Below are 22174 nucleotides of genomic sequence, written 5' to 3' on the forward strand. Positions count from 1 at the left end.
ACGGTTGTATTTAGTCGATGAGGTGCTTCTATTTACATTAAAAGGAACAGTTCTAATGCGAATATGATTTTCAGATGAAAAAGGTTTTTAAGGGCCGATATTAGGGTCTATGAATCACACTATTGACATCTTATCCTCTTTTCGCCCAACGAGCATTGCTATTGCCTAGAACATTTCTATTTTTACGGCAAATCTTATCCAATGAATATTTTGATTCTAGGCTCGGGAGGTCGCGAGCATACATTAGCTTGGAAACTGAGCCAAAGCCCTCAACTGAAGAAATTATACGTCGCTCCCGGAAATGCCGGTACCGCGAGCATTGCACAAAACATACCGATTGGTGTAAATGATTTTGAGGCCATTAAGAAGACCGTTCTTTCAGAAGATATAGCCCTAGTGGTCGTTGGCCCTGAAGATCCTTTGGTTCGAGGGGTACACGATTTTTTTCTTAACGATGGCGAATTGAGGGATATCCCCGTGATAGGTCCTCAAGAAGAGGCAGCGCAGCTTGAGGGAAGTAAGGAATTCGCCAAGCAGTTTATGATACGCCACGCTATTCCGACTGCTGCCTATCAAAGCTTTACCGCGGCGGATTTGGAAGAGGCCTATGGTTTTCTTGAATCGTTACACCCACCCTATGTGCTGAAGGCCGATGGTCTTGCCGCTGGCAAAGGCGTTGTGATACTAAAAGATCTCAATGAAGCTAAGGCCGAACTTCGCTCGATGTTGGTAGATGCAAAATTTGGTGAGGCGAGTGCCACGGTAGTTATTGAAGAGTTTTTAGACGGTATTGAGCTCAGTGTATTTGTATTGACCGACGGTAATGGATACAAAGTATTACCTACCGCCAAAGACTATAAACGAATCGGTGAGGGTGATACCGGATTAAATACAGGCGGTATGGGGGCGATTTCCCCGGTTCCTTTCGCCGATAAGACTTTTATGGATAAGATACACGAGCGAATCGTTAAACCGACCGTAGAAGGCCTTAAAAAGGACGAGCTCCCCTACAAGGGGTTCATCTTTATCGGATTGATCAAGGTGGGCGATGACCCCAAGGTCATTGAATACAATGTACGTATGGGCGATCCAGAGACGGAAGTGGTCATCCCCAGGATCAAAAACGATTTTCTGGAAGTTTTACAGGCCGTAGCCCAAGGAACCTTGGATGAGGTGGTTTTGGAATTGGATTCCCGCTCAGCAACAACGGTCATGTTAGTATCTGGAGGCTATCCTGAGGCTTACGAGAAAGGAAAAGAAATTACAGGCTTTCAAGATATCACCGATTCGCTGGTGTTCCACGCAGGTACCAAGCTCAATGAGGATGAGGTTGTTACGAACGGAGGTAGGGTAATGGCAATAACCTCCTTGGACGAGGATTTTAGACAGGCACTTCAAAAGTCCTATCAAAATATAAAAAAGATTCGGTTTGATGCGATGAACTATCGCAAAGATATCGGCTTTGACCTATAGGTACGAATGTGAAGAGATGCTTTTGTCTTCTTCGCCCTTGTCATTGTACTTTTTCAGTTCGAGCATCCAGTAGACGAAAGCAACCATTCCAATAAGGGCCAACAACCAATTCACCATGTTGGACGCCCACCAACTTTCCATGAAACGGAAAAAATCATAGGGCCAAAAAAGTACGTTTACGAATAAATCCTCAATGCCTTCAAAGAATGCTCTCATCTTAATAGTATATTTACATTGCAAAAATAGGGCATAAAACACAACTTGCAAAATCTCGAATACCCGATACAATGATCTCAAGCATTTTTGGAAAGACGAAACCCATAAATTATATCATTGTACTGGTTTTTTTATTTGTTTTTTACTGGTTTTGGCACGCTATGATGTCAACCATGCCTTCCGAATCTGAAGTATTTGCATTAAAACTTCTGGCCTCGGCGGTGTTGCTGCTCAGTGTTTTTGTGGCTGATTTTATAGTGAAACGAAACAAACTGACAGAACCGAATTCCTTTGCCATTTTGTTCTATGCGATTTTAGTCCTTGTTTTTCCTGAAACATTATTGGACAATGATGCCGTCTTCTGCAGCCTTTTTTTGCTATTGGCCTCAAGACGGCTGATTAGTATCCGGTCATTGAAGAATATCAAGCTCAAGATTTTCGACGCCACGGTTTGGGTTATGGTATCCAGTGTTTTTTATGATTGGGCTATCTTGTATCTGCTACTTGTATTTGCGGCGATCTATATCTACGAACCTAAAAACATCAGAAACTGGATGGTCCCTTTTGCCGGCATCTTTACAGTATTCATGATTGGGTATGGGATACTGGTTTTGGCGGGAAACACAGCCTACATCACCGAACATTATCAACTTCGATTCAATTGGGACTCGTCTTACTTTTCCAATATCGCAAATAGCTCTAAACTGATCTTGTACATACTGCTTATATTTGCTTTAAGCATCTATGCCTTCTTAAAACTGGGAAAGGCAGGCCTCGGTAAGATTGTCACGATGCGCTTGATAGCATTTTCGTTCGTAATCGGATTGGTCGTTAAGATTTTGACGAAATCAAGTGATGATTATCCCATAATGATCACGTTTTTTCCTGCTGTGATTTTTTTGACCAATTATGTAGAATCCATTAAAAAAGCCAATATCAAAGAGTTGGTCTTGATGGCTTCCATTGCCGTACCCCTATTGGTGCGTGCTATCGGACTTATCATTGGTTAGTGTATTCGTGGGAACCCTGCATTTGCCCCCAAAACTCAATTGACCCTCAGAGGAGAATATTCTATCGAACAAACCAAAAGTTGAATCGAGTTCAATAACTTTGCATAAAATAGCACACCTATGTTCAGCACAATGGCCTTTGGCATTTTTGACGAAAGTATTACGAAGTACCATATTGTGGACGATGTCGATCAACCCTTTGAAAACCCATATCCGAAGGATGAAATCGCTCATTTGCTATATCGCAAAAACTGGATAGACACCGTACAGTGGCATTACGAGGATATCATTCGTGATCCAAATATAGACCCTGCTGCGGCCCTGGTCCTTAAACGTAAGATCGATGCCAGCAACCAAGACCGCACGGACTTGGTCGAATTTATCGACAGCTATTTCTTAAATAAATACCAATCGGTAGAAATTAAGAAGGATGCCAATATCAACACGGAGAGCCCAGCTTGGGCCATCGACCGCCTATCTATTCTAGCCTTGAAAATCTATCATATGAACGAGGAGGCTACCCGAGAGGATGCCACTTCCGAACATTTGGAAAAATGTCGCGCCAAACTCGCAGTCTTGCGGGAACAAAAGCATGACCTTTCTACGGCGATCGACCAATTGCTCTCCGACATCGAAAACGGAAACAAGTACATGAAAGTGTACAAGCAGATGAAGATGTACAATGATGCTGAATTGAATCCAGTGCTCCGAAATCAAAAGTAAGCCTTACCCATCGCCATGAAACCCATTAAACACCTATTGGTCATACGCTTGTCGGCCATGGGAGATGTCGCGATGTCCGTTCCCGTTCTAAAGGCATTTTGTAATCAATATCCAGATATTAAGGTCACCGTACTAACCAAGGCTTTTTTTAAACCCATTTTTTCTCAGTTGCCCAATGTTGACGTGCATATTGCGGGGGTAAAGGGCAACCATAAAGGAGTTTTTGGCTTATATCGCTTGTACAAAGAACTGAAATCGAAGAAAATCGATGCGGTGGCCGATTTACATCGGGTGTTGCGCAGTACAGTGTTAAAGGTATTCTTCAGATTCGGGGGTGTTCAGTTCGTTCGAATAGATAAGGGTAGGGCCGAGAAAAAAGCCCTGGTCAATGGCAAAGCCGGTGGGTTCAGACAATTGCGAAGTACGCATAATCGATACCGTCAAGTGTTCGTCCAATTAGGATTTGAACTCGAAGTCCCGAAAAATTCGGTAGTACCAACACAACCCATGAGCGATAAAACAAAACAAGTTTTTGGGGAAGGACAACAACAGGTCATTGCAATTGCCCCATTTGCAGCCTTCAAGGGAAAAATGTATCCGCTTGATCTGATGAAAGTGGTCGTATCCAAATTGAACGCATCCAATGCGTATCGCATACTTCTCTTTGGAGGGGGTGAAAGGGAATTGAAACAGCTTTCACTTTGGGAAGGAGCGTACCAAAACGTGACGAACGCCTCGAGGATACTCAATTTTCAGGAAGAGTTAAGCCTTATTTCACATGTAGACTTGATGCTAGCGATGGACAGTGGCAATGGACATTTGGCCGCTATGTACGGAGTGCCTACGATTACCCTCTGGGGCGTGACACATCCGTTTGCAGGCTTTGCCCCTTTTGGGCAACCCCAGGAAAATTCCCTGCTCGCTAACCGTAAGGAATTCCCAGCGATTCCAACCTCCATTTATGGCAATAACATGCCAGAAGGCTACGAAAAGGCCATGGAGACTATTGCTCCGGAAACAATTCTAAACAGGATAACCGAGCTTACTAATAAATAGTATCATTCGGCTGATTCTCGGCTCGAGACTCTATCGATTTGAAATATTGGCGCAGTTGCGACATAAATCGATATTTACGTGCACTCGGGGCGGTTTCAACCATTAAGGTTCTGATTCCAATAAAGGAGCTCATCAAATAGACGGCGACACCTTCGGCGTCGACATGCCTATCGATATGCCCGTTGAATTTTCCGCGTTGAATCGCTGAAACCAACGTCACCTCCCAAATTCGTAAGATCTCATTGAGATGCTTCATTATTTCCGGATTTCGACCATTGAACTCATTAATGAAATTGTTCAACAAAAACCCATAATCCAGCTCATTGTGCACTGCGGTTTCCAAAGCATCTTCGAAACAATTGGTAATCAACTCTAAAGTGTTTTCATGGCCTTCTATAGGTTCGATGAGCATACTGTAGACTTTACGTACCACTAACTGTTCTATAATCTGTACAAAGAAATCCTCCTTCGAATCAAAGTGATAATAGAAGGCACCTTTTGAAAGCGATAATTCTTTTAGAATATCATCCACACTGGTGTTGTAGTATCCTTTTTTATAGAACAGATTAAGTCCGGTGACTTGCATCCGTTGCATGGTCGCCATGCGTTTTAGATTTTTTTCCATATAATTTGGGGGTTTAATGAAACCGACCAACAGGTCGGATTACTATAACTGGTAAAACATATAATTGTTTTACACCCTCGGTTATTTTTGATGAAAAAATCGTTGAAATACCTGAAAACAGGTAAAATGCGACGCTTTTTGGGCTCACCCGACCCATCAGTCTGTTTCATTAGGCTGTGGCAATGATTTAAATAATGCCTATATGGTCGATTTACTTCCCACTATTTGATTGTCACTCACAATTCCGTTAACTTAAGGGGTCTCATATAACCAACACACGACCATGAGGTTTTTGGAATTTTACAATAACGTCTTATACGATGAGGAACCAGTGAAAGACGTTCCTTTTCCCATAGAAAAAGTGTTTTTCGCAAAAGGAAAAGTAATCACACCTTTTGATGCAATCGAGGGTTCCGTTTATTTTATCAATAAGGGCATCGTCGAACTTAGTATCAAAAGCTATATGACGGAGAAGATCATTGACTTCTTCTTTGAAAATGAAATGGTAGCCAGTTTAACCTCGTTTTTACTGCAGTCGAAAAGCGATGTTCAGGTAACCGCACTTTTGGATTGTGAGCTAGAAAAGGTCACCTATGGGGATCTCATGACGGCGTATCAAAAAGACCTTCGAATCAACAAGTTCGGGAGAAGGATTATGGAAGGGGCCTACATTCGAAAGTCAGACCGAGAGAAAGCCCTGTTGACCAAAACAGCAGAAGAGATCTATGGGGGGATGTTCGAAAAGCAACCTCGTTATATTTCTTATATACCGGTAAATAAAATCGCCAAGTATTTGGGTATTCATCCAGAAAGTCTCAGTAGAATACGTAAAAAGCTAAATTCCTAACATAGGTCAAGTCCGAATTTTAGGGTGCTGTTTTTTCCACAGTTAGTTTTGCGGAATTAATTGTAAACCGTAAAATCATGGAAAGTTTAATACAGCAATGGCCATCGCCAATTGCTATTTTAGTTGACCCCTTATCGATTGTTGTCTATTTCATTTTTGGCGCCCTATTTCTATGGGAAACCCTTTTTCCGGCCAGAATACTTCCTCAAATGAAGTTTTGGAAAGTTAAAGGACTATTGTTCTTTTTCGCGTATCTCTTGTTTACCACCTACATCCCATTGCTCTGGGACGGTTTCTTGGCACCCTATCAACTTATGGACCTCAGCGCATGGCCATTGGCCGCGCAACTGCTTTCAGGAGTGATTTTATTCCAATTGGTACAATATGGGTGGCATGTCAGTATGCACAAATCCGATTTTCTATTTCGTATATCGCATCAAATGCACCATAGTGCAGAACGCCTTGATGTGCCGAGCGCCTTTATGTTCAGTATACCCGATATGGTCGGCCTGTCATTGGTAGGGTCGATTAGTTTTACCTTGTTTATGGGCCTTTCACCGCAGGCGATTACGACCATTATACTTTTATTGACTTTTTTAGGGGTCTTTCAACACGCAAATATCAAAACCCCGCGGTGGTTGGGCTTCTTTGTACAGAGACCGGAAAGTCATTCGTTGCATCATGCCAAGGGTATCCACAAATACAACTACGCCGATTTGCCTATCATCGATATGATTTTCGGAACGTTTAAGAATCCAAGATCTTTTGAAAAGGAAACGGGTTTCTATTTGGGTGCCTCCAATCGGATATGGGATATGTTGTCGTTTAAGGACATTACCCATAAAAAGGGTTAGAACGCAGCACCAAGAAATAACTGTGCTATGCAAAAACCAACCAATATTCCTTCAGTTGGTTTTTGCATAGTACCGAATGGTGCTTTAGCGTCATTTTATTTTCTAAGCCACCGTCCCTTGACAACTACTGCCCGCCCCTGCCGTGCAGCCATAACAGTGCTGTGAGATGATAATATTTCGATCATTTAGGAGGTCTTCATTGTAGTCTTTGATATGTTTGACTTTACTCGCGACCTTTAAGTCTAGCATCTGATTAAAGTCACAATCATAGATCCAACCGTCCCAACTAATGGAAATCGTATTGGTGCACATTACGTTTTCTACAGCGGCCGGATTGTAAGCCTCCACTAGGGCGTACATATAGTCCTCATAATTCTCCGAGGCGATCAAATAATCCAAAAAGCGAGCGATGGGTAGATTGGTAATGGCGAACAAGTTGTGAAACTGAATATTGAAATCTTCATCCAAGGCCTTTTTGAAGTCCCTTTCCAAGGCCATTTGATTTCCTGGCAAGTAGGCCCCCGAAGGATTGTAGACCAAATCGAGACGCAAATCACTATCCGGCATGCCATAACCGACAGCGTTCAACTCTTGTAATGCTTTGATCGACTTATCAAAAACACCATCGCCTCGTTGCTTATCCGTTTTTCCACGGGTATAGTGGGGCATAGAGGAAATGACATGTACGTTGTGTTTTTTGAAAAACTCCGGAAGATCGTAGTATTTCTTGTTCGCTCGAATGATGGTCAGGTTCGACCGCACGATAAAATCGGTAATCCCCGCCTTAGCGGCCTCCTCCACAAACCAACGAAAATCAGGGTTCATTTCAGGGGCTCCCCCGGTGAGGTCCAAGGTATGGGCTCCGGTATTTCGAATAATATCCAAACATTGCGACATGGTTTCGCGGGTCATGATCTCTTTTCGGTCGGGGCCGGCATCTACATGACAGTGCTCACAGACCTGGTTACACATGTAACCGACATTGATCTGTAAAATCTCGAGCTTCTTGGGGCGCAAAGGATACTGTCCGATTGTAGCGATTTTGTCTTTGAAATAAGGGAGTTCTCCATCGGCGAAGATACCCCCGTTCAAGATTTCCAATTGCTTATTGGTAACGGCAAGGGAATCTTGCCTCGCTTTTAGTGATTTTGTAGCCATACTTCTAATTCTCAGTAGTCAAAACAAGCTACGGTTGGGCAAAGATCGACCATCCGCTGCGAGCAGTGCATCATCTACGGTTTACATGCTTAATTTGTTGTACTTATTCATCATTTGTACTCCGTGAACCAAGGTGGCACCACTTTCAATAGCCGCTCCGGCGTGTACAGCTTCCATCATTTCTTCCTTGGTGATTCCCTTTTCGAGACCATCCTTGGTGTAGGCATCTATGCAATAGGGGCATTTGACCACATGGGCCACTGCTAAAGCGATTAATGATTTTTCGCGGGCCGAAAGTGCGCCCTCTTCAAATACTTTTCCATAATACTCAAAAAATTTAGTGCCGATTTCTTCACTCCATTCCGTAATCTTTCCGAATTTTCGCAGATCTGCCGCGTCATAATATGGGTTTGCCATGTCGTAATAGGTTTAAAAAGTTAAAAGGATGGGATTACTGAACGAACCTATGATCAGGTCGGGAATCCAAATGAAAATGCTAAAAAGGTCTTCAGAAAAGGGAAGGAATCGGAGACCCTTTATTAAAGGGAATGGAATAATTAACCACTTTTAGACAGAGTGATATCGGAATGTCATTTCTTTTGTGTTCGAAAAGAATCAATTCAATCGCTTTTAGCACTCGTCTTGAGGAGCGCAGCGTCGATTTGGCCATAGCCTTCACATCGAAAAAAGTATCGATATCCGATAATTGATTTAAAGCAAAGACTTTTTTCTCTTTGGGTAGCACCATATCGATTACTTCCTTCCGAATGGAGGAAGTCTGCCAAGAAAGCTTTTCGAAATTGGCTTTGTTGAAGTCGTTTCGGTGCAATCCCATAAGATAGAACCCTCCATCGGAAGATGGACCGATAACCAAATCTTCATTTTGTAATGCCAAAATGGCCTCCTCAATATGGGAAGAGGTCAGGTGTGGACTATCATTACCTATCGTAATGATTCGGTTGTACCCTTTATCAAAAACCATTTGAATGGCATTGGAGAAACGTACCCCGAAAGAAACACCGTCTTGCTGTGTTTCATTAATATGAAAATAAGGGAGTTGGGTTTTTTTGACCTCAGTTAGAACATGCCCTGTCAACGCATCGAATAGCGATTTGCCCCGTCTGATTTTCTTATGCCTTAGTTCTTCTTCCGAAGAACGGGCAAAAACCAGAATGGCCGTGCTATTTTTTGTAATGACTTTCATATAACGAAAAGTATCCTGCGCTAAATTTACGATAATTCTGTATGTAATTCTCTGTCGAAAATGTTGTTTGTCCATTACATGCGCTGCTAAAAGATTCTTCCGAAATCAGATTACGCTGTTTTTAATACCATAACAATAGCTCCCATTTATAGAAAGGACGGTAGGACTGCACTTTAAAACAAAATCTATTTTATTGTTGAATGGGAAGATGGGAGTAAGGAATTTGATTTATGTAATTTAGAGGTCTTATCGAAGCATTTTTGATACGGCCTCTTAATTTTAGATACTCGGATGAACGACTTGACATCAAAAAAAATCGGATTGGTCCTTTCTGGAGGAGGTGTGCGCGGGATGGCCCATATTGGAGTGCTCCGCGCGCTCGAAGAGTATGGAATATCGGCGAATATCGTATCCGGTAGCAGTGTCGGCGCCTTGGTCGGCGCCTTGTACGCCAATGGAATTGCTATACAAGACATGCTGACCTTTTTTAAGGAGACCCCTCTGTTCAAATACAATTTCATTACTATTTTAAAGCCTGGCCTTGTTGATACCGAACGGTATTTCGATATTTTTAAAGACTATTTCCCGGAAGACAGCTTTGACCACTTGCAACGGGAACTGCATGTCGTGGCCACCAATCTTCAAGAAGGAGGGGAAGAGTTCTTTCATGAGGGCGAACTTATTCTACCCTTACTTGCTTCGGCCGCATTGCCCCCGGTTTTCAGTCCGGTCGAGATTAACAATTGTCTTTATGCAGATGGCGGGATCATGAACAACTTTCCCATAGAACCACTTTCCGGAAAAGTTGATTACATCATCGGAAGTAACGTTTCGGTCATTAAAAAGGTGGATAAGAAAGCCATTGGTTCTTCCCTTCAACTGGCGAATCGTACTACGGCTTTGATGATTTATGCCATTAACAGGCAAAAAATCAGACAGTGCGATTTGGTTGTTGAACCTTTGGAGTTGGAAAGTATAGGCGTCTTGGATAAGAAGGGTATTGAAAAGGCGCACACAATAGGTTATGAGTCGGCCCTAAAAAAATTGAGCACTTTACAGATCAACCGGTCTACGTAATGGCCTAAAAACCTACTTGTACAATTTTTCGAGGCATTCATACAATTCCCAATGCGACTAATACAAGTATAACTCGTCTTGATCTATCAATCGTTAATTTGAAATCCAATTCCAAAACAAAAGCAGGTAACTATGGAAAAAAAGTATTTCAAGTGTATGGTGTTGGCTAGTTCAATGCTTTGTATTTCGGCATGTTCCGATGATAATCCCTTAAACCCCCTAGGTTCTTGCGGGAGTGGTTCCTGGGCCACTGAGGTCACTAACGAATCTGCGGCACTCTCTGCTGCACAACAAGCGTACGACAATGACCCAACGGTTGCAAATTGCAATGCGTACAAAGCTGCGGGCGTCAGTTATTTAGATGCGCTGGAAGACGCTCAAGGATGTGTAGTCGCCCTCACCCGGGTGGCTTTCGATGAAGCCGTCGACGAGGCCCAAGCTGAAATCGATGCGATCGATTGTACAGAGGGAGGCTCCTAGTCTAGTATTTATCTGAACGAATCAGACATCGTCATAATCTACTTTCAAGGTTGGGGTAATCGGTCGCGCTTGGCAGGTTAGTATAAAGCCTTCGGCTATTTCGCCATCGGTCAGAATTTGGTTGTTGGCCATTTCGGCCTTTCCTTCTGTTACACGGGCAATACAGCTGCTACAAACCCCACCTTGACAAGAGTAGGGAGCATCGATATTTTCTTTCAATACCGCATCTAGCACCACCATTTTCTTATCCATGGAAAATGAAAAGGTCTCATCGTCGACCAACACTTCAATCTGCGCTTTTCCGTCAGCGGCAACGGGTAGTTCATCTTTGATTTCCGTAGGCGTAAAAAGTTCAAAATGAATGGCATCCGTGGTCACTCCATTTTCCTTGAGGGTATCACTTACCTTATGGATCATAGGTTCAGGGCCACAGAGGTAATACGCATCGAAGTCAGCATTACTATGCTTGTTTTTTAGGGCATAGTTGACCGTAGACACATCGATACGGCCAAAAAGAGAGTCGTTTGAACGAACTTCACTATGCGTGAAATAGATAAAAAACCGGTCCGAATGATCTAATTGCATTTTTACCAAATCCGTATAGAACATGGTTTCTTTTTCCGATTTATTGCCGTAGACGAGCACAAAGGTGTTCTTAGGATGACCATCCATGACCGTCTTTGCGATGCTCATGATTGGGGTAATACCACTTCCGGCGGCAAAAGCGGCAATCGTCTTGGGCTTTTCTGAGGGTGTGAATACAAAACGCCCTTCAGGGGGCATCACTTCCAAAACATCGCCAGCGGCGAGTTTGGTATTCGCATAATCCGAAAAGCCCCCTTTGTCCACCTTTTTGATACCAATGGTTATCGTATCCGCTTTTGGTGAGGAACTTATGGAGTAGGCCCTTCGCAATTCCTTTCCCTTGAGTTCTTTTTTTATGGTAATATATTGGCCGGCCGAGAAGGTGAACGTTTGCAGTAATTCTTTTGGAATTTCAAAGGTAACCGCCACAGAACTTGGGGTCAGTGCTTTAATATTTTTTACCTTCAGAGAGTGAAAATCGGGCATATGTGAATTTTCGGGCAAAAATAAGCATTGACACGTCCATATAAAATCGGAAGACCAAAAAAATCTCCTTTCTTCGGCTTTGTATGCATGTGCGAAATGGAAAGTTTTCAAGACGCTTCATAAAAAATGCGTTAAAAGTGTCCTCCTATGTGCAAATGGCCTCGTCATAAGGGCAAATAGTAATAACCTTTAAATAAAAACAATGAAAGATTTTATGATGATTTTTATCGGAGCGGATTATCAAGAGTTGGGCCTATCGCCTGAGCAGATGCAACAGCGCATGGGCAAATGGTTCGGTTGGAACGACAAAATGACGGAAATGGGCATTGTCAAGGCCGGAGATGCCTTGGTTCCAGAGGTCAAACGAGTTTCCGGACCAGACCGCACGGTGACCGATGGTCCTTTTGCCGACAGTAAAGAGTTGATCGGCGGATACTATATCGTAAAGGCCGAAAATGCCGATGCCGTTGTTCAAATTGCACAAGACTACCCTGATTATGATTTAGGAGGAACGGTCGAAATACGCGAGGTAATGGTTTTTGATCAATAATGAAAGATCAGAAAATTGTCGACCATCTCTTCCGGCACCATTACGGGAAGATGGTCGCTATTTTGACGCGATTTTTTGGGTTAGCCCACATAGAGACCATTGAAGATGCGGTTCAAGATACGTTTATCAAGGCCACCCTACAATGGCGGAAACAGCTTCCCGACAACCCCGAGGCCTGGCTGACACGCGTGGCCAAAAACCGTACGATAGACTTGCTACGCAGCATCAAAGCGGAAAAGAAACGAATTGAAAAGATATCCAATGGCCCCTCCTCCATTCCGCTGAATGAGTTGTTCTTGGACCATGAAATCGCCGATAGTCAGCTTCGCATGATTTTCGTGGCCTGCCACCCGAGTCTAAAACCGCAAGAGCAAATTGCTTTTGCCTTAAAGACCATTTCCGGTTTTAGCACTCCTGAAATTGCCGCTGCGTTATTGACAAAGGAAGAAACCATCTCCAAACGGTTACAACGTGCTCGTAAGACTATTGTCAAAAACGAGATTGAATTTGATTTTCCTTCTCCCGCGAATCTCCAAAACCGATTGAATCGTGTCATGGAAGTAGTCTATTTAACGTTTAATGAGGGCTTTCATTCGACCAACACCGATACATTGATTCGTGAAGATCTCTGTGGTGAGGCGATACGGCTGTGCAAGCTTCTGATACGAAAAGAGGAATTCAGATCGGGAAGTCTTTACGCGCTCTTCGCCCTGCTTTGTTTTCATGCGGCACGCCTGAAAAGCAAGACCAATCAAGACAATGAGATTGTTGATATTCGCGAACAAGATCGTAGCCAATGGCACCTACCGTTGATTGAAATAGCCAATCGCGCCATGTATAAAGCGGGTACGTATGAAGATATCTCTATTTACCATTACGAGGCGGCCATAGCCTGCGAGCATATCAAGGCAAAGACTTTTGAGGAGACGAATTGGACGAACATTCTGAAGTGGTATTCCAAATTGTACGAGCGACAACCCACACCTTTTACCCTATTGAATATCGCTATTGTCTACTTGCAGATGAATGAACTGCCCGCGGCCAAGAGCCTATTGGAAGAACTTGAAAGTGCTCATTTGGGCCAACGACAATACCTATATTTTGGAAGTCTTGCGGAATACCACTTGAAATTTGACGATCGCACAATGGCCAAAACCTATTTTGAACAAGCGATTGCTACAACCTCGAACGGACTTGAAAAGCGGTATCTTGAAAAAAAGTTGATGCAATTGAGCTGAGGTTTATGAACCAAATCAAAGATGTAAAGGGCTAACATCTGCGATAAACTCTTGGGTACGCTCCAAAAAGAAAGAACCGACTTCTCGGTCGGTTTTAGGTCATTTAAAAAACTTCGGAAAGCTGAAAAAAATCGTTTTCTGGTAAAGAAATCTGTTCGAAATACCGAAAAACCATTGTCTATTCGATAAAATGGTGAAAAACAGACTGAGGGGTATGTAAGGAGTGCGGACTTTAGAGCACAAACCCTCCACTATTTTTCGCATAGTGGAGGGTTTGTGAAGACCAATGGTCCATCTTATCGGGTGAATGCCCTTAGGGGGCTACCCAGCTGGATTCATAGGTGTAAAGAAAAATTGTTCCCAAACGATTTTACCGTTTTCCGCTTTGTACAGACATACCTCTTCCATCGTATTTCGCGGAGCTCCCTTGAAAGTAACATCCATTTTCATTGAAATAGCGAAAAACTTATCGCCGACGACGGGATCTGAAACCTCCATTCCATGAACTTCTTCGACCATCTCGTTAAAGTTTTTCGTTTTCTCTTTAACGGCTTCCAACCCTCTTACTTCTTTTTGGGGAGCTCCGTCCGGCTCGATGCTCACGATATCCGCTCCATAGAGTTCATTAATGGCCTCGTTAAATTGTCCTTGTTTACAGTAATTGGCCAGTTTGTCGGCCACCTCTTGTGTAGTCATAAATGTGTGTTTTAAAAGCAGAACCTTTCGGAACAGCAACTGTTGATGAATATAATTGTACTATTTATTGTAACGCCTTACTCAAATAATCGTTTAGTGGCCGAATGGCCTCAAAATGCATTAGAATTTCCTCTGTCAATGTGCTTGAGTTGTAAAAAGGGGCCAACGGAAACTCGACAAACGCATAGAATTGCTTATGCTGTATGAGCTCCGTTCTTTGAAGGACCTCCTGAAAATCCTTGTCCAATCTTTTTGCTTTTTCGCCCTTGAGCACTCCGAAATTTTCGATGAATTTGGGTGCTTTTGTAATTTGAATCAATTCATCCGTATTGGCCGTAATATGCTGCCGAATCTTTTTAAGCTCAGGTGGACGAATCATGAAAAGACCTCCGCCTACATGTATGTGTTCTGCATCAATACCCAAATAGTAACCGGGGTCAACAGACTTTTTGCCTCCAGGGGAAAGGCCGGCCTTCATCATAAGGTTGTAAGGGGTCTTGTCCTTTGAGAAGCGCAGATCTCTATTGATTCTAAAAAGCGCTTTTTTTGGATCTGGTAAAATGGCATTTTCCCATTCTCTCAAAACGGGTATAATCGTCTCCAGCAATGCCACGAATGGCTGTCTTACCTCCTGTTCATAGTGTTTCTTATTCGTGTGGAACCATTCTTTGGTGTTGTTTTTTTGCAAATCCTTAAAAAAGGAGGAATACGTCTCTCGAATCATAAGATGGGTTTTAGTTTCCGTTTTCCTTAAGACGAACCCATTCTGAAATAACGGACATTAAAGCCTCTTTTTTTTGTTCGATATCCTCCATATTCATAAAACGAGCTACTCGAGCTTCTTTCCCATCACCCTCTAAGAGGCCATGTTCATCTTTGATCAAAGCCCCTTTGTGAAACATGAGGCTTACGAACTTTTTGGCGTTCATGAAGTAGGAGGCAATATTTCCTTTGTATATAAAGGTTGGACTCTTCCATTTAATAGCTTCGGTGATTTTCGGATCAACGGACAAAATGATTTCTCTTATCCTTTGAATTTCCTCGGTCAAGGGATGGTTTTTTTCTTCTAGAAAACGATCTACTTCAGGATTTGTGTTCATCACTTTTCAAAAAAAATGTTCGCGTTAGTTTCCAAGGAGTATTCCTCAATATCAAAAGCTATTGCCTCACAAAGGCCGACCTATATTCAAATGTATGAAACTTAAAAAGCACTAAAAATGGCTAAATCAGACAGTTTAAAGGGTTGATTGTGCCAAAAAAACAAATTACTTTTAAGGGTGAAGAAAAATAGATCCCATGAAACATGTAAGCATCTTGGTTCCGAAGAAAAATGCTGTGTTAAGCAGTATTGTTGGCCCTTATAAAATATTCAGTGCGGTCAATCAGTTCATGGAAAGCCGAACTGATCGAAAAACACCATTTTTCGACATCCATCTCGTGGGTATTGAACCGAATACGGCCCTGTACCAGGGGGCCTTCAGCATCCACTGTGACCGTATCCTTGATGAAATAGACAAAACCGATTTGATCATAATACCTGCTTGCACGCCGCATACCTTGGAAAAAGACCTACAGGAAAACTATGATTTTGTACCATGGATCAAGAGGCAGAGAGAAAGAAATAGTACTGAGGTAGCGAGTTTTTGCCTCGGCGCCTTTTTGCTGGCCGAAACTGGACTGGTCAATGGCAAAAGATGCACTACACATTGGGCAGGGATGGAAATGTTTCGAAAATTATACCCTAAAGTGCATTTGATATCGAATAAGGTGGTAACCGATGAAGATGGTATTTACACCAGTGGTGGCGCGTATTCGTTTCTCAATTTATTGTTGCATTTGGTAGATAAGTACTGTGGCCGTGAAACCGCTATCTACATTTCCAAGTTTTTTGAAATAGAAATAGATCGTGATAATCAAAATCAGTTTGCCATCTTTCAAGGGCAAAAAGATCATGAAGACGAGGCCGTCAAAAAGGCGCAGCAGTATATTGAGGGTAATGTATCACAAAAAATTACGGTAGAACAGTTGGCCGAAAAGTACGCGATAAGCCGTCGCAATTTTGTGAGACGTTTTAAAAAAGCTACTCAGAATACCCCATCAGAATATATTCAACGGGTAAAGGTGGAAGCGGCGAAAAAAAATCTGGAGTCTACCCAATATAATGTGAACGAGGTCATGAACAAAGTAGGGTATATCGATCAGAAGGCCTTTAGAACTGTTTTTAAAAAATATGTGGGCCTTTCTCCTTTCGCTTATCGTGGAAAATATAACCGAAAAGCACTCGAATTCGGGGAAAACCTCACTGCGTGGTAGCTACTTGCGGATAACCGCTTCGAAAGGGGATGTTTGACGAGCAACTGACTCATTAGTCGGTTGTCGCCTTGCAAAAACCTCAACGTAAAGGGCATAAGGCCGTTCTAAAGTTGCAAAAACACTATGAACGGGCATTTGCGATGGTTTGTAACCTCCTGTTTTCGATAGGTACAGACCGAGTGGTCCATAACATGCTGTGATTTGAAAGTAGGTGTCGGCATGCAGTTGCGTTCGGTGTAGAAAATTTACCTCAATCGCGACTGTCCCAAGACTTGAATTGGCGGTATGGTGGATGTTGCGGAGGTTCATTTTGGACATATATTTTCGAAGGATTACCATATTGTGCATTTTATCGATGAACTGTATAATAATCTGGTTGTTTTTCAGTTAAGTTTACAGACGAATACTTGCAATTTTGAACTTTCGAATTAAACTAGTCATCACAGCTTTTCTTGGGGTCCTTCTTTTTAATGCCTGTTCGGTAAAAAAAGATAAGTTCATCAACCGTAATTGGCATGCCTTGAACACAAAATACAATGTGTTGTACAATGGCAATATCGCCTTTGATACCGGTCGGGAAGAATTGAATTCGAGCTACAAGGATGATTATTGGGAAGTGCTTCCTGTAGAACGGTTGGAGGTCACCGAAGAAATCAAACTCGATTCGGAAGATAACAATCCCAATTTTATCATTGCGGAAGAAAAAGCGACCAAGGCCATACAGAAGCACAGTATGGATATCAAGGACGAAGAACGCAATCCGCAAACAGACGAGGCGTTTTTGTTATTGGGCAAGGCAAGGTATTTTGATCAACGGTATATTCCAGCGCTCGAGGCCTTTAATTACATCATTAGAAAATATACCTATAGTGACAAGCTGAACGAGGCACATATTTGGAGGGAAAAAGTCAATATTCGGCTTGAAAACGAGGAGTTGGCCTTGAAGAACCTCAAACGACTTTTCAAATACGAAGAGTTAAGAGATCAAGAATATGCAGATGCCCGTGCGATGATGGCTCAGGCCTTTATCAACCTCAAGGCACCCGACACTGCCATTCAAAATCTGAAAATAGCCGGGCACTACACGAAGAAAAATCCTGAAAAAGGACGGTACTACTATATTATCGGGCAATTGTACAATCAGTTGGGATATAAAGACAGTGCCAATTATGCTTTTGACAAAGTCATTGATCTGAATAGAAAGTCCCCACGGGTGTACATGATCAATGCGGAGATTCAAAAAATCAGAAACACTGAAATCACGCAAGAGAACAAAGAGGAACTATTCGAATACTTGACCGATTTGGAAGAAAATCGTGAAAATCGACCCTTTTTGGATAAAATTTACCGTCAGGTGGCCGAGTTTCATTTAGAAAACAATGCCGACAGTCTGGCAATCGTCTATTTCAATAAATCGTTGCGGGCCACACAGAACGAACCCAAATTGAATGCGCTCAATTACGAAAACTTGGCGGTATATAACTTTGATGGTAACGAATACAAGATGGCAGGAGCCTACTACGATAGCATGTTGACCAACCTCAAAGAGAACACGAAGAAGTACAGAACGACCAAAAAGAAACTGGACAATCTGGAGGATGTTATCAAATATGAGGATATCGTACAATATACCGACAGTGTGATTACCCTTTATCACATGCCGAAAGACGACCAACTTGCTTATTTTCAAGAATTCATCGATGAGATGAAAAGAGCGGAAGAAGCTGCTGCAAAAGCTGCAGAAGAGAAGCTTACGGCGAGTTTCGCGGCATTTGGAGATTCTAAGGGAGGTAAGGAAAACAAGGGTAAATTCTATTTCTACAACATTCAAAGCCTTGGTTTTGGCAAAAATGATTTCACCAACCGCTGGGGCAATCGTGAATTGGGTGATGATTGGCGTTGGAGCAACAAGGCCAGGGTCTCACCGCAAACACAAGATGAGACACTAGCCGCCAATGATAGCCTTAGCAGTGGTCCAACGGACGAGGAAAAGTATTCGCTGGAGTTCTATATGGATCAAATTCCTACCGATATCGCCGTAATCGATAGCCTCAACAAAGAAAGAAACTTCGCAAATTACCAATTGGGGCTCATCTATAAAGAAAAGTTCAAAGAGAACCTTTTAGCCTCCGGAAAACTTGAAGATGTACTTGGGGCGAATCCTGAAGAGCGCTTGGTACTGCCGTCAAAATATAATCTGTACAAGATTTATGAAGAAGAGGGCAGTCCGCTCATGGAAACCTTGAAGAACGATATCATTCAAAACCACCCCGGATCCCGGTATGCCGAGATTTTGTTGAATCCGCAGGCGGTTTTGGCGGCCAATGAAGATAGTCCTGAACAGCGTTATAATGCCCTGTTTCAAAAATACCGGAATCAAGACTTCTTGCAGGTAATCACGGGTGCCGAAGAAAATATCAATCGATATACGGGAGACCCCATCGTGCCCAAATTTGAAATGCTTAAGGCAAATGCCATTGGAAGATTGAATGGTTTTGAAGAATTTAAAGAGGCATTGAATTATGTTGCCCTAACGTATCCGAACAATCCCGAAGGGAAAAAAGCGGAACAAATGGTCGCCGAACAACTACCCAAACTAGAGCCGAAAGAGTTTTCTTCGGAGGTAGGTTCAGAGGGATCCGGAAATTGGAAGGTAGTATTTCCGTTCAAACGGTCTAAAAATGAAGAAGCGTTAAAATTGAAAGAACGACTCGAAGAATCGATAAAAGATTTAAAATATAGGAACGTAGTTTCAAAAGATATTTATACCTTGGAAGACCAATTTGTAATCGTACATGGCTTTAAATCAAAAGATAGGGCTCTCGGTTACTCTGAATTGTTGCAAAAAAATAAAGACTACAGGATCAAGGATCCGCGCTTTGTTATATTATCGTCCAATTATAAAATAGTGCAAGTACACAAGAATTTAGAGACTTACAAAAACTCAGTTTTAACCCCAAAACCATAAGTGAACAATGTTTTCAGACAACAAAAAACCTAGAACTATGAACGAGATCGGAGGACAACCTAACAGAATTGAAAAGAACACGAAAATCAAAGGAGATATCATTTCCGAAGCTGATTTTAGAATTGACGGAAAATTAGACGGCAACGTAAAAACTTCCGGCAAGGTGGTGATTGGTAAAGATGGCTACATTCACGGTAAAGTAGAATGTGTAAATGCGGATATCGAAGGAAGCTTTAATGGTGAACTTTTAGTTTCGGATTTACTTTCTCTAAAATCTTCCGCGGTCATCGAAGGTACAGTGGCCGTAACGAAATTGGCCGTTGAGCCGGGTGCTACTTTCAATGCTTCATGTACGATGAAGGGCAAAGGCGGTTCGTTAGGTGGAAGTAAGCCAAGTGCGGCTTCCTCTTCTGGCGGTTTCAAGTCGTCTTTAAGTTCTAGCTCAAGCAATAGCAATGGGCCAGCAAAAGCATCCTAAGAAAAAGAATAACCTTAAAAACATAGCGATGCTTTCAGGCATTGCTTTTGAGATGGGCGCGATCATCTTCTTGGCTGCAAAAGCAGGCATATGGTTAGATGAACACTATCAAACTGAAAAACGGATTTTCACTGCGATTGCCACACTAATTGGTGTGGCAATTTCTATTTGGGTAGTTTTGCGCCAACTAAAACGAATAGAGTATTAAATGCCCAAATTAAACCCGATACTGCAATTTGTCGTATTGCTATCCATTGTACTAGGAATCGCTTTTGGCACACATACCTATCTATTGGGCCAAGCGGAACTTCCAAAATTTGAGAACAATATCGTTTTGGCCTACAGTGTTAATGGTCTGTTGGCGGCCGCTATCTTTGGCCTCCTCTATTTCTACAGGCTCAAACTCAAAAATGCTATTGGTTTTTTGTTCATGGGCGGCAGTTTCATAAAGTTCATTTTCTTTTTTCTACTATTCTATCCGGCTTACAAGGTCGATGGCGAGATCGATAAATTAGAATTCGCCGCCTTCTTTGTGCCGTATACCCTAAGTCTGGTTTTTGAAACGGTTTTTACCGCTAAAATGCTGCAAAAAATGGATTAAAATCCCAAGAGGTTTACGTTCAGAAACCCCTTAAAAATAAACATCTAAAATGCTTTTTTCTTTTTAGAAGAATAGCGTACATTTGCAGCGATTTTTAGGGACCGATTTTTTAAAGGAATATGAGCAGATACTTCACAAGATTTCTTTTGGTAATGGCACTTCTTTTGAGTGCCAATTCTTTTGCAAAGGAAAACGAGACTTCTTCCGAGTCGGGAAAAGACCTCAAAACAGAGATAAAGGAGTACATCCAACATCACTTGAAAGATTCGCACGACTTTTCCCTGTTCTCCTACACAACCGATGCTGGCGAGCATAAATACGTTGGGTTTCCCCTACCCGTCATTTTATGGGACAACGGCCTCAAAGTATTTTCCTCTTCCAAATTTCATCACGGTGAAACCTTGGCCGAGGTCGATGGTAACTTCTACAAGTTGTACCACAGTAAAATATACAAGACCGATGCCCAGGGAACCATCAATTATGATGAGGCGCATCACCCGACAAACGCAAAGCCAATAGACTTTTCAATTACCAAAAGTGTCGTAATGATTTTTATAACGGGTCTTTTGATGTTCTTGCTGTTTAGAGGGTTAGCCAAGTCGTACACTAAAAACAACGGTATACCCACGGGAGTCGGCCGCTTCTTTGAACCGATCGTGCTCTATATCCGTGATGATATCGCAAGACCGAATATCGGCGAGGAGAAATATAAAAGGTATATGCCCTACCTGTTATCCATATTTTTCTTTATCTGGTTCTTGAATATTTTTGGTTTAACCCCGCTCGGAGTGAATGTGACCGGAAATATCGCTATAACCTTCGCATTGGCGTTATTGACCTTCCTGTTCACGAATTTGACCGGCACCAAAGACTATTGGATGCATATTTTGGATCCACTAGGTGATTCAATGCCTTGGTATGGCAAGTTGTTTTTATACCTAATTTTGATTCCAATCGAATTATTGGGGATTATAATCAAACCCTTTTCGCTATTGATTCGTCTATACGCGAACATGCAAGCTGGTCACATTGTCTTGATGAGTTTGATTGCCCTAATGTTTTATGCCAAAAATGCGGTAAATGTAGATACAGGTTTGGAAGACCCTAGTTGGTTGGGGGTTGTTTTGTCATATTTTTTAGCTTTTGCCATATCATTAATAGAAGTTTTGGTAGCCTTGTTGCAGGCGTACATATTTACGATGCTTTCGGCTCTGTATTTTGGTTTCGCCGCTGTAGAGCATGATCATGCTGAGGCCCACTAAGTAAAGAGTTGATAAGTAACGGTTGCTGAGCGCAGTCGAAGCAAAGAGTGAATTTTAATTTTTAAACTATATATATTATGGAAATTCCAGTAATGGTAGGTGCCGGTTTGGTAGTAATTGGTGTTGGTATGGGTATCGGTAGAATCGGTGGCTCAGCGATGGAAGCAATTGCGCGTCAGCCAGAAGCTTACGGTAAGATTCAGACTGCGATGTTGATCGCAGCTGCACTTATTGAAGGTATTGGATTTGCTGCACTTTTCGCAGTATAATTCTA

27 protein-coding genes are annotated in these 22174 nt (G+C 42.3%); 17 read left to right on the forward strand and 10 right to left on the reverse strand.

The genetic code is table 11. The features are described 5' to 3' along the window. The first annotated feature begins 201 nt into the window (after positions 1-201). Positions 202-1473, forward strand: coding sequence for a phosphoribosylamine--glycine ligase (gene purD, locus ACKWCA_RS05580; protein WP_413977177.1), 1272 nt, complete (start codon positions 202-204; stop codon positions 1471-1473). Here purD and ACKWCA_RS05585 read toward each other — a convergent pair. Further along, entirely contained in the window at positions 1468-1689 is a 222-nt protein-coding gene (locus tag ACKWCA_RS05585; protein WP_413977178.1) for a DUF6341 family protein, read from the reverse strand. The genes purD and ACKWCA_RS05585 overlap by 6 nt on opposite strands. Before the next feature lie 71 nt (positions 1690-1760). On the opposite strand from ACKWCA_RS05585, the gene ACKWCA_RS05590 reads away from it, so the two are divergent. The 3 genes from ACKWCA_RS05590 (at position 1761) to ACKWCA_RS05600 (ending at position 4478) form a co-directional block, all read left to right on the forward strand. Further along, positions 1761-2699 (forward strand): DUF6427 family protein, encoded by a 939-nt coding sequence (locus ACKWCA_RS05590; RefSeq protein WP_413977179.1) that lies wholly within the window; start codon positions 1761-1763, stop codon positions 2697-2699. A gap of 120 nt (positions 2700-2819) precedes the next feature. Then, complete coding sequence (locus ACKWCA_RS05595) at positions 2820-3422, forward strand: DUF4254 domain-containing protein (RefSeq protein WP_413977180.1); 603 nt, start codon at positions 2820-2822, stop codon at positions 3420-3422. Positions 3423-3437: 15 nt separating this feature from the next. Continuing rightward, positions 3438-4478, forward strand: coding sequence for a glycosyltransferase family 9 protein (locus ACKWCA_RS05600; protein WP_413977181.1), 1041 nt, complete (start codon positions 3438-3440; stop codon positions 4476-4478). Here ACKWCA_RS05600 and ACKWCA_RS05605 read toward each other — a convergent pair. Then, complete coding sequence (locus ACKWCA_RS05605) at positions 4468-5103, reverse strand: TetR/AcrR family transcriptional regulator (protein ID WP_413977182.1); 636 nt, start codon at positions 5101-5103, stop codon at positions 4468-4470. The genes ACKWCA_RS05600 and ACKWCA_RS05605 overlap by 11 nt on opposite strands. Positions 5104-5386: 283 nt before the next feature. On the opposite strand from ACKWCA_RS05605, the gene ACKWCA_RS05610 reads away from it, so the two are divergent. Together ACKWCA_RS05610 and ACKWCA_RS05615 are read left to right on the forward strand one after the other, a co-directional pair. Then, complete coding sequence (locus ACKWCA_RS05610) at positions 5387-5950, forward strand: Crp/Fnr family transcriptional regulator (RefSeq protein WP_413977183.1); 564 nt, start codon at positions 5387-5389, stop codon at positions 5948-5950. Between the two features lie 77 nt (positions 5951-6027). Then, entirely contained in the window at positions 6028-6804 is a 777-nt protein-coding gene (locus tag ACKWCA_RS05615) for a sterol desaturase family protein (RefSeq protein ID WP_413977184.1), read from the forward strand. A 102-nt stretch (positions 6805-6906) separates the two neighbouring features. On the opposite strand, the gene arsS is transcribed toward ACKWCA_RS05615, so the two are convergent. The 3 genes from arsS to ACKWCA_RS05630 form a co-directional block, all read right to left on the reverse strand. Beyond that, positions 6907-7962: an arsenosugar biosynthesis radical SAM (seleno)protein ArsS gene (arsS, locus tag ACKWCA_RS05620; RefSeq protein WP_413977185.1), complete on the reverse strand. Its 1056-nt coding sequence runs from the start codon at positions 7960-7962 to the stop codon at positions 6907-6909. A gap of 81 nt (positions 7963-8043) precedes the next feature. Further along, positions 8044-8379 (reverse strand): arsenosugar biosynthesis-associated peroxidase-like protein, encoded by a 336-nt coding sequence (locus ACKWCA_RS05625; protein ID WP_413977186.1) that lies wholly within the window; start codon positions 8377-8379, stop codon positions 8044-8046. 91 nt (positions 8380-8470) lie between these two features. After that, positions 8471-9166 carry a DUF2064 domain-containing protein gene (locus tag ACKWCA_RS05630; RefSeq protein ID WP_413977187.1) on the reverse strand — a complete coding sequence of 232 codons (696 nt, stop codon included), beginning with the start codon at positions 9164-9166 and terminating at the stop codon, positions 8471-8473. 291 nt (positions 9167-9457) lie between these two features. On the opposite strand from ACKWCA_RS05630, the gene ACKWCA_RS05635 reads away from it, so the two are divergent. Then, a complete protein-coding gene (locus ACKWCA_RS05635) occupies positions 9458-10243 on the forward strand; it encodes a patatin-like phospholipase family protein (protein ID WP_413977188.1) in 786 nt (261 codons plus the stop codon). 132 nt (positions 10244-10375) lie between these two features. Next, positions 10376-10723, forward strand: coding sequence for a hypothetical protein (locus ACKWCA_RS05640; RefSeq protein ID WP_413977189.1), 348 nt, complete (start codon positions 10376-10378; stop codon positions 10721-10723). Positions 10724-10744: 21 nt separating this feature from the next. Here ACKWCA_RS05640 and ACKWCA_RS05645 read toward each other — a convergent pair whose 3' ends face one another. Next, positions 10745-11794, reverse strand: a complete 1050-nt coding sequence (locus ACKWCA_RS05645) for a 2Fe-2S iron-sulfur cluster-binding protein (RefSeq protein WP_413977190.1) — start codon at positions 11792-11794, stop codon at positions 10745-10747. 202 nt (positions 11795-11996) lie between these two features. Here ACKWCA_RS05645 and ACKWCA_RS05650 point away from each other — a divergent pair, with 202 nt between their 5' ends. Both ACKWCA_RS05650 and ACKWCA_RS05655 read left to right on the forward strand, forming a co-directional pair. Next, positions 11997-12344: a YciI family protein gene (locus ACKWCA_RS05650; RefSeq protein ID WP_413977191.1), complete on the forward strand. Its 348-nt coding sequence runs from the start codon at positions 11997-11999 to the stop codon at positions 12342-12344. Further along, positions 12344-13582: an RNA polymerase sigma factor gene (locus tag ACKWCA_RS05655; RefSeq protein ID WP_413977192.1), complete on the forward strand. Its 1239-nt coding sequence runs from the start codon at positions 12344-12346 to the stop codon at positions 13580-13582. Before ACKWCA_RS05650 ends, ACKWCA_RS05655 begins: the two co-directional genes overlap by 1 nt. 321 nt (positions 13583-13903) lie before the next feature. Here ACKWCA_RS05655 and ACKWCA_RS05660 read toward each other — a convergent pair whose 3' ends face one another. From ACKWCA_RS05660 to ACKWCA_RS05670, 3 genes are all read right to left on the reverse strand, one after another. Then, positions 13904-14278 carry a SnoaL-like domain-containing protein gene (locus ACKWCA_RS05660; protein ID WP_413977193.1) on the reverse strand — a complete coding sequence of 125 codons (375 nt, stop codon included), beginning with the start codon at positions 14276-14278 and terminating at the stop codon, positions 13904-13906. A gap of 64 nt (positions 14279-14342) precedes the next feature. Beyond that, a complete protein-coding gene (locus ACKWCA_RS05665; protein WP_413977194.1) occupies positions 14343-15002 on the reverse strand; it encodes a DUF2461 domain-containing protein in 660 nt (219 codons plus the stop codon). Between the two features lie 10 nt (positions 15003-15012). Then, entirely contained in the window at positions 15013-15378 is a 366-nt protein-coding gene (locus ACKWCA_RS05670) for a DUF1801 domain-containing protein (RefSeq protein WP_413977195.1), read from the reverse strand. Positions 15379-15574: 196 nt separating this feature from the next. Between ACKWCA_RS05670 and ACKWCA_RS05675 the strand changes: the two genes are divergently transcribed. Next, positions 15575-16591 carry a GlxA family transcriptional regulator gene (locus tag ACKWCA_RS05675; protein ID WP_413977196.1) on the forward strand — a complete coding sequence of 339 codons (1017 nt, stop codon included), beginning with the start codon at positions 15575-15577 and terminating at the stop codon, positions 16589-16591. On the opposite strand, the gene ACKWCA_RS05680 is transcribed toward ACKWCA_RS05675, so the two are convergent. Then, the gene (locus ACKWCA_RS05680) at positions 16592-16900 is read right to left on the reverse strand and encodes a hypothetical protein (protein ID WP_413977197.1); all 309 of its coding nucleotides are present in this window, start codon (positions 16898-16900) and stop codon (positions 16592-16594) included. It abuts the gene before it with no gap. Between the two features lie 106 nt (positions 16901-17006). On the opposite strand from ACKWCA_RS05680, the gene porW reads away from it, so the two are divergent. From porW to atpE, 6 genes are all read left to right on the forward strand, one after another. Next, entirely contained in the window at positions 17007-19559 is a 2553-nt protein-coding gene (gene porW / locus ACKWCA_RS05685; protein WP_413977198.1) for a type IX secretion system periplasmic lipoprotein PorW/SprE, read from the forward strand. Between the two features lie 7 nt (positions 19560-19566). Then, entirely contained in the window at positions 19567-20037 is a 471-nt protein-coding gene (locus ACKWCA_RS05690; protein ID WP_413977199.1) for a bactofilin family protein, read from the forward strand. Further along, positions 20015-20245: an AtpZ/AtpI family protein gene (locus ACKWCA_RS05695; RefSeq protein WP_413977200.1), complete on the forward strand. Its 231-nt coding sequence runs from the start codon at positions 20015-20017 to the stop codon at positions 20243-20245. The genes ACKWCA_RS05690 and ACKWCA_RS05695 overlap by 23 nt, the downstream gene beginning before the upstream one ends. Then, positions 20246-20638 (forward strand): hypothetical protein, encoded by a 393-nt coding sequence (locus ACKWCA_RS05700; protein WP_413977201.1) that lies wholly within the window; start codon positions 20246-20248, stop codon positions 20636-20638. A 119-nt stretch (positions 20639-20757) separates the two neighbouring features. Beyond that, positions 20758-21900 (forward strand): F0F1 ATP synthase subunit A, encoded by a 1143-nt coding sequence (gene atpB / locus ACKWCA_RS05705; protein WP_413977202.1) that lies wholly within the window; start codon positions 20758-20760, stop codon positions 21898-21900. A 77-nt stretch (positions 21901-21977) separates the two neighbouring features. Beyond that, positions 21978-22169 (forward strand): ATP synthase F0 subunit C, encoded by a 192-nt coding sequence (gene atpE, locus ACKWCA_RS05710; protein ID WP_311349767.1) that lies wholly within the window; start codon positions 21978-21980, stop codon positions 22167-22169. The last annotated feature ends 5 nt before the right edge of the window (positions 22170-22174 follow it).

Origin of the sequence: Maribacter corallii (assembly GCF_047345415.1) — a bacterium.
Classification (GTDB): Bacteria; Bacteroidota; Bacteroidia; order Flavobacteriales; family Flavobacteriaceae; genus Maribacter_C.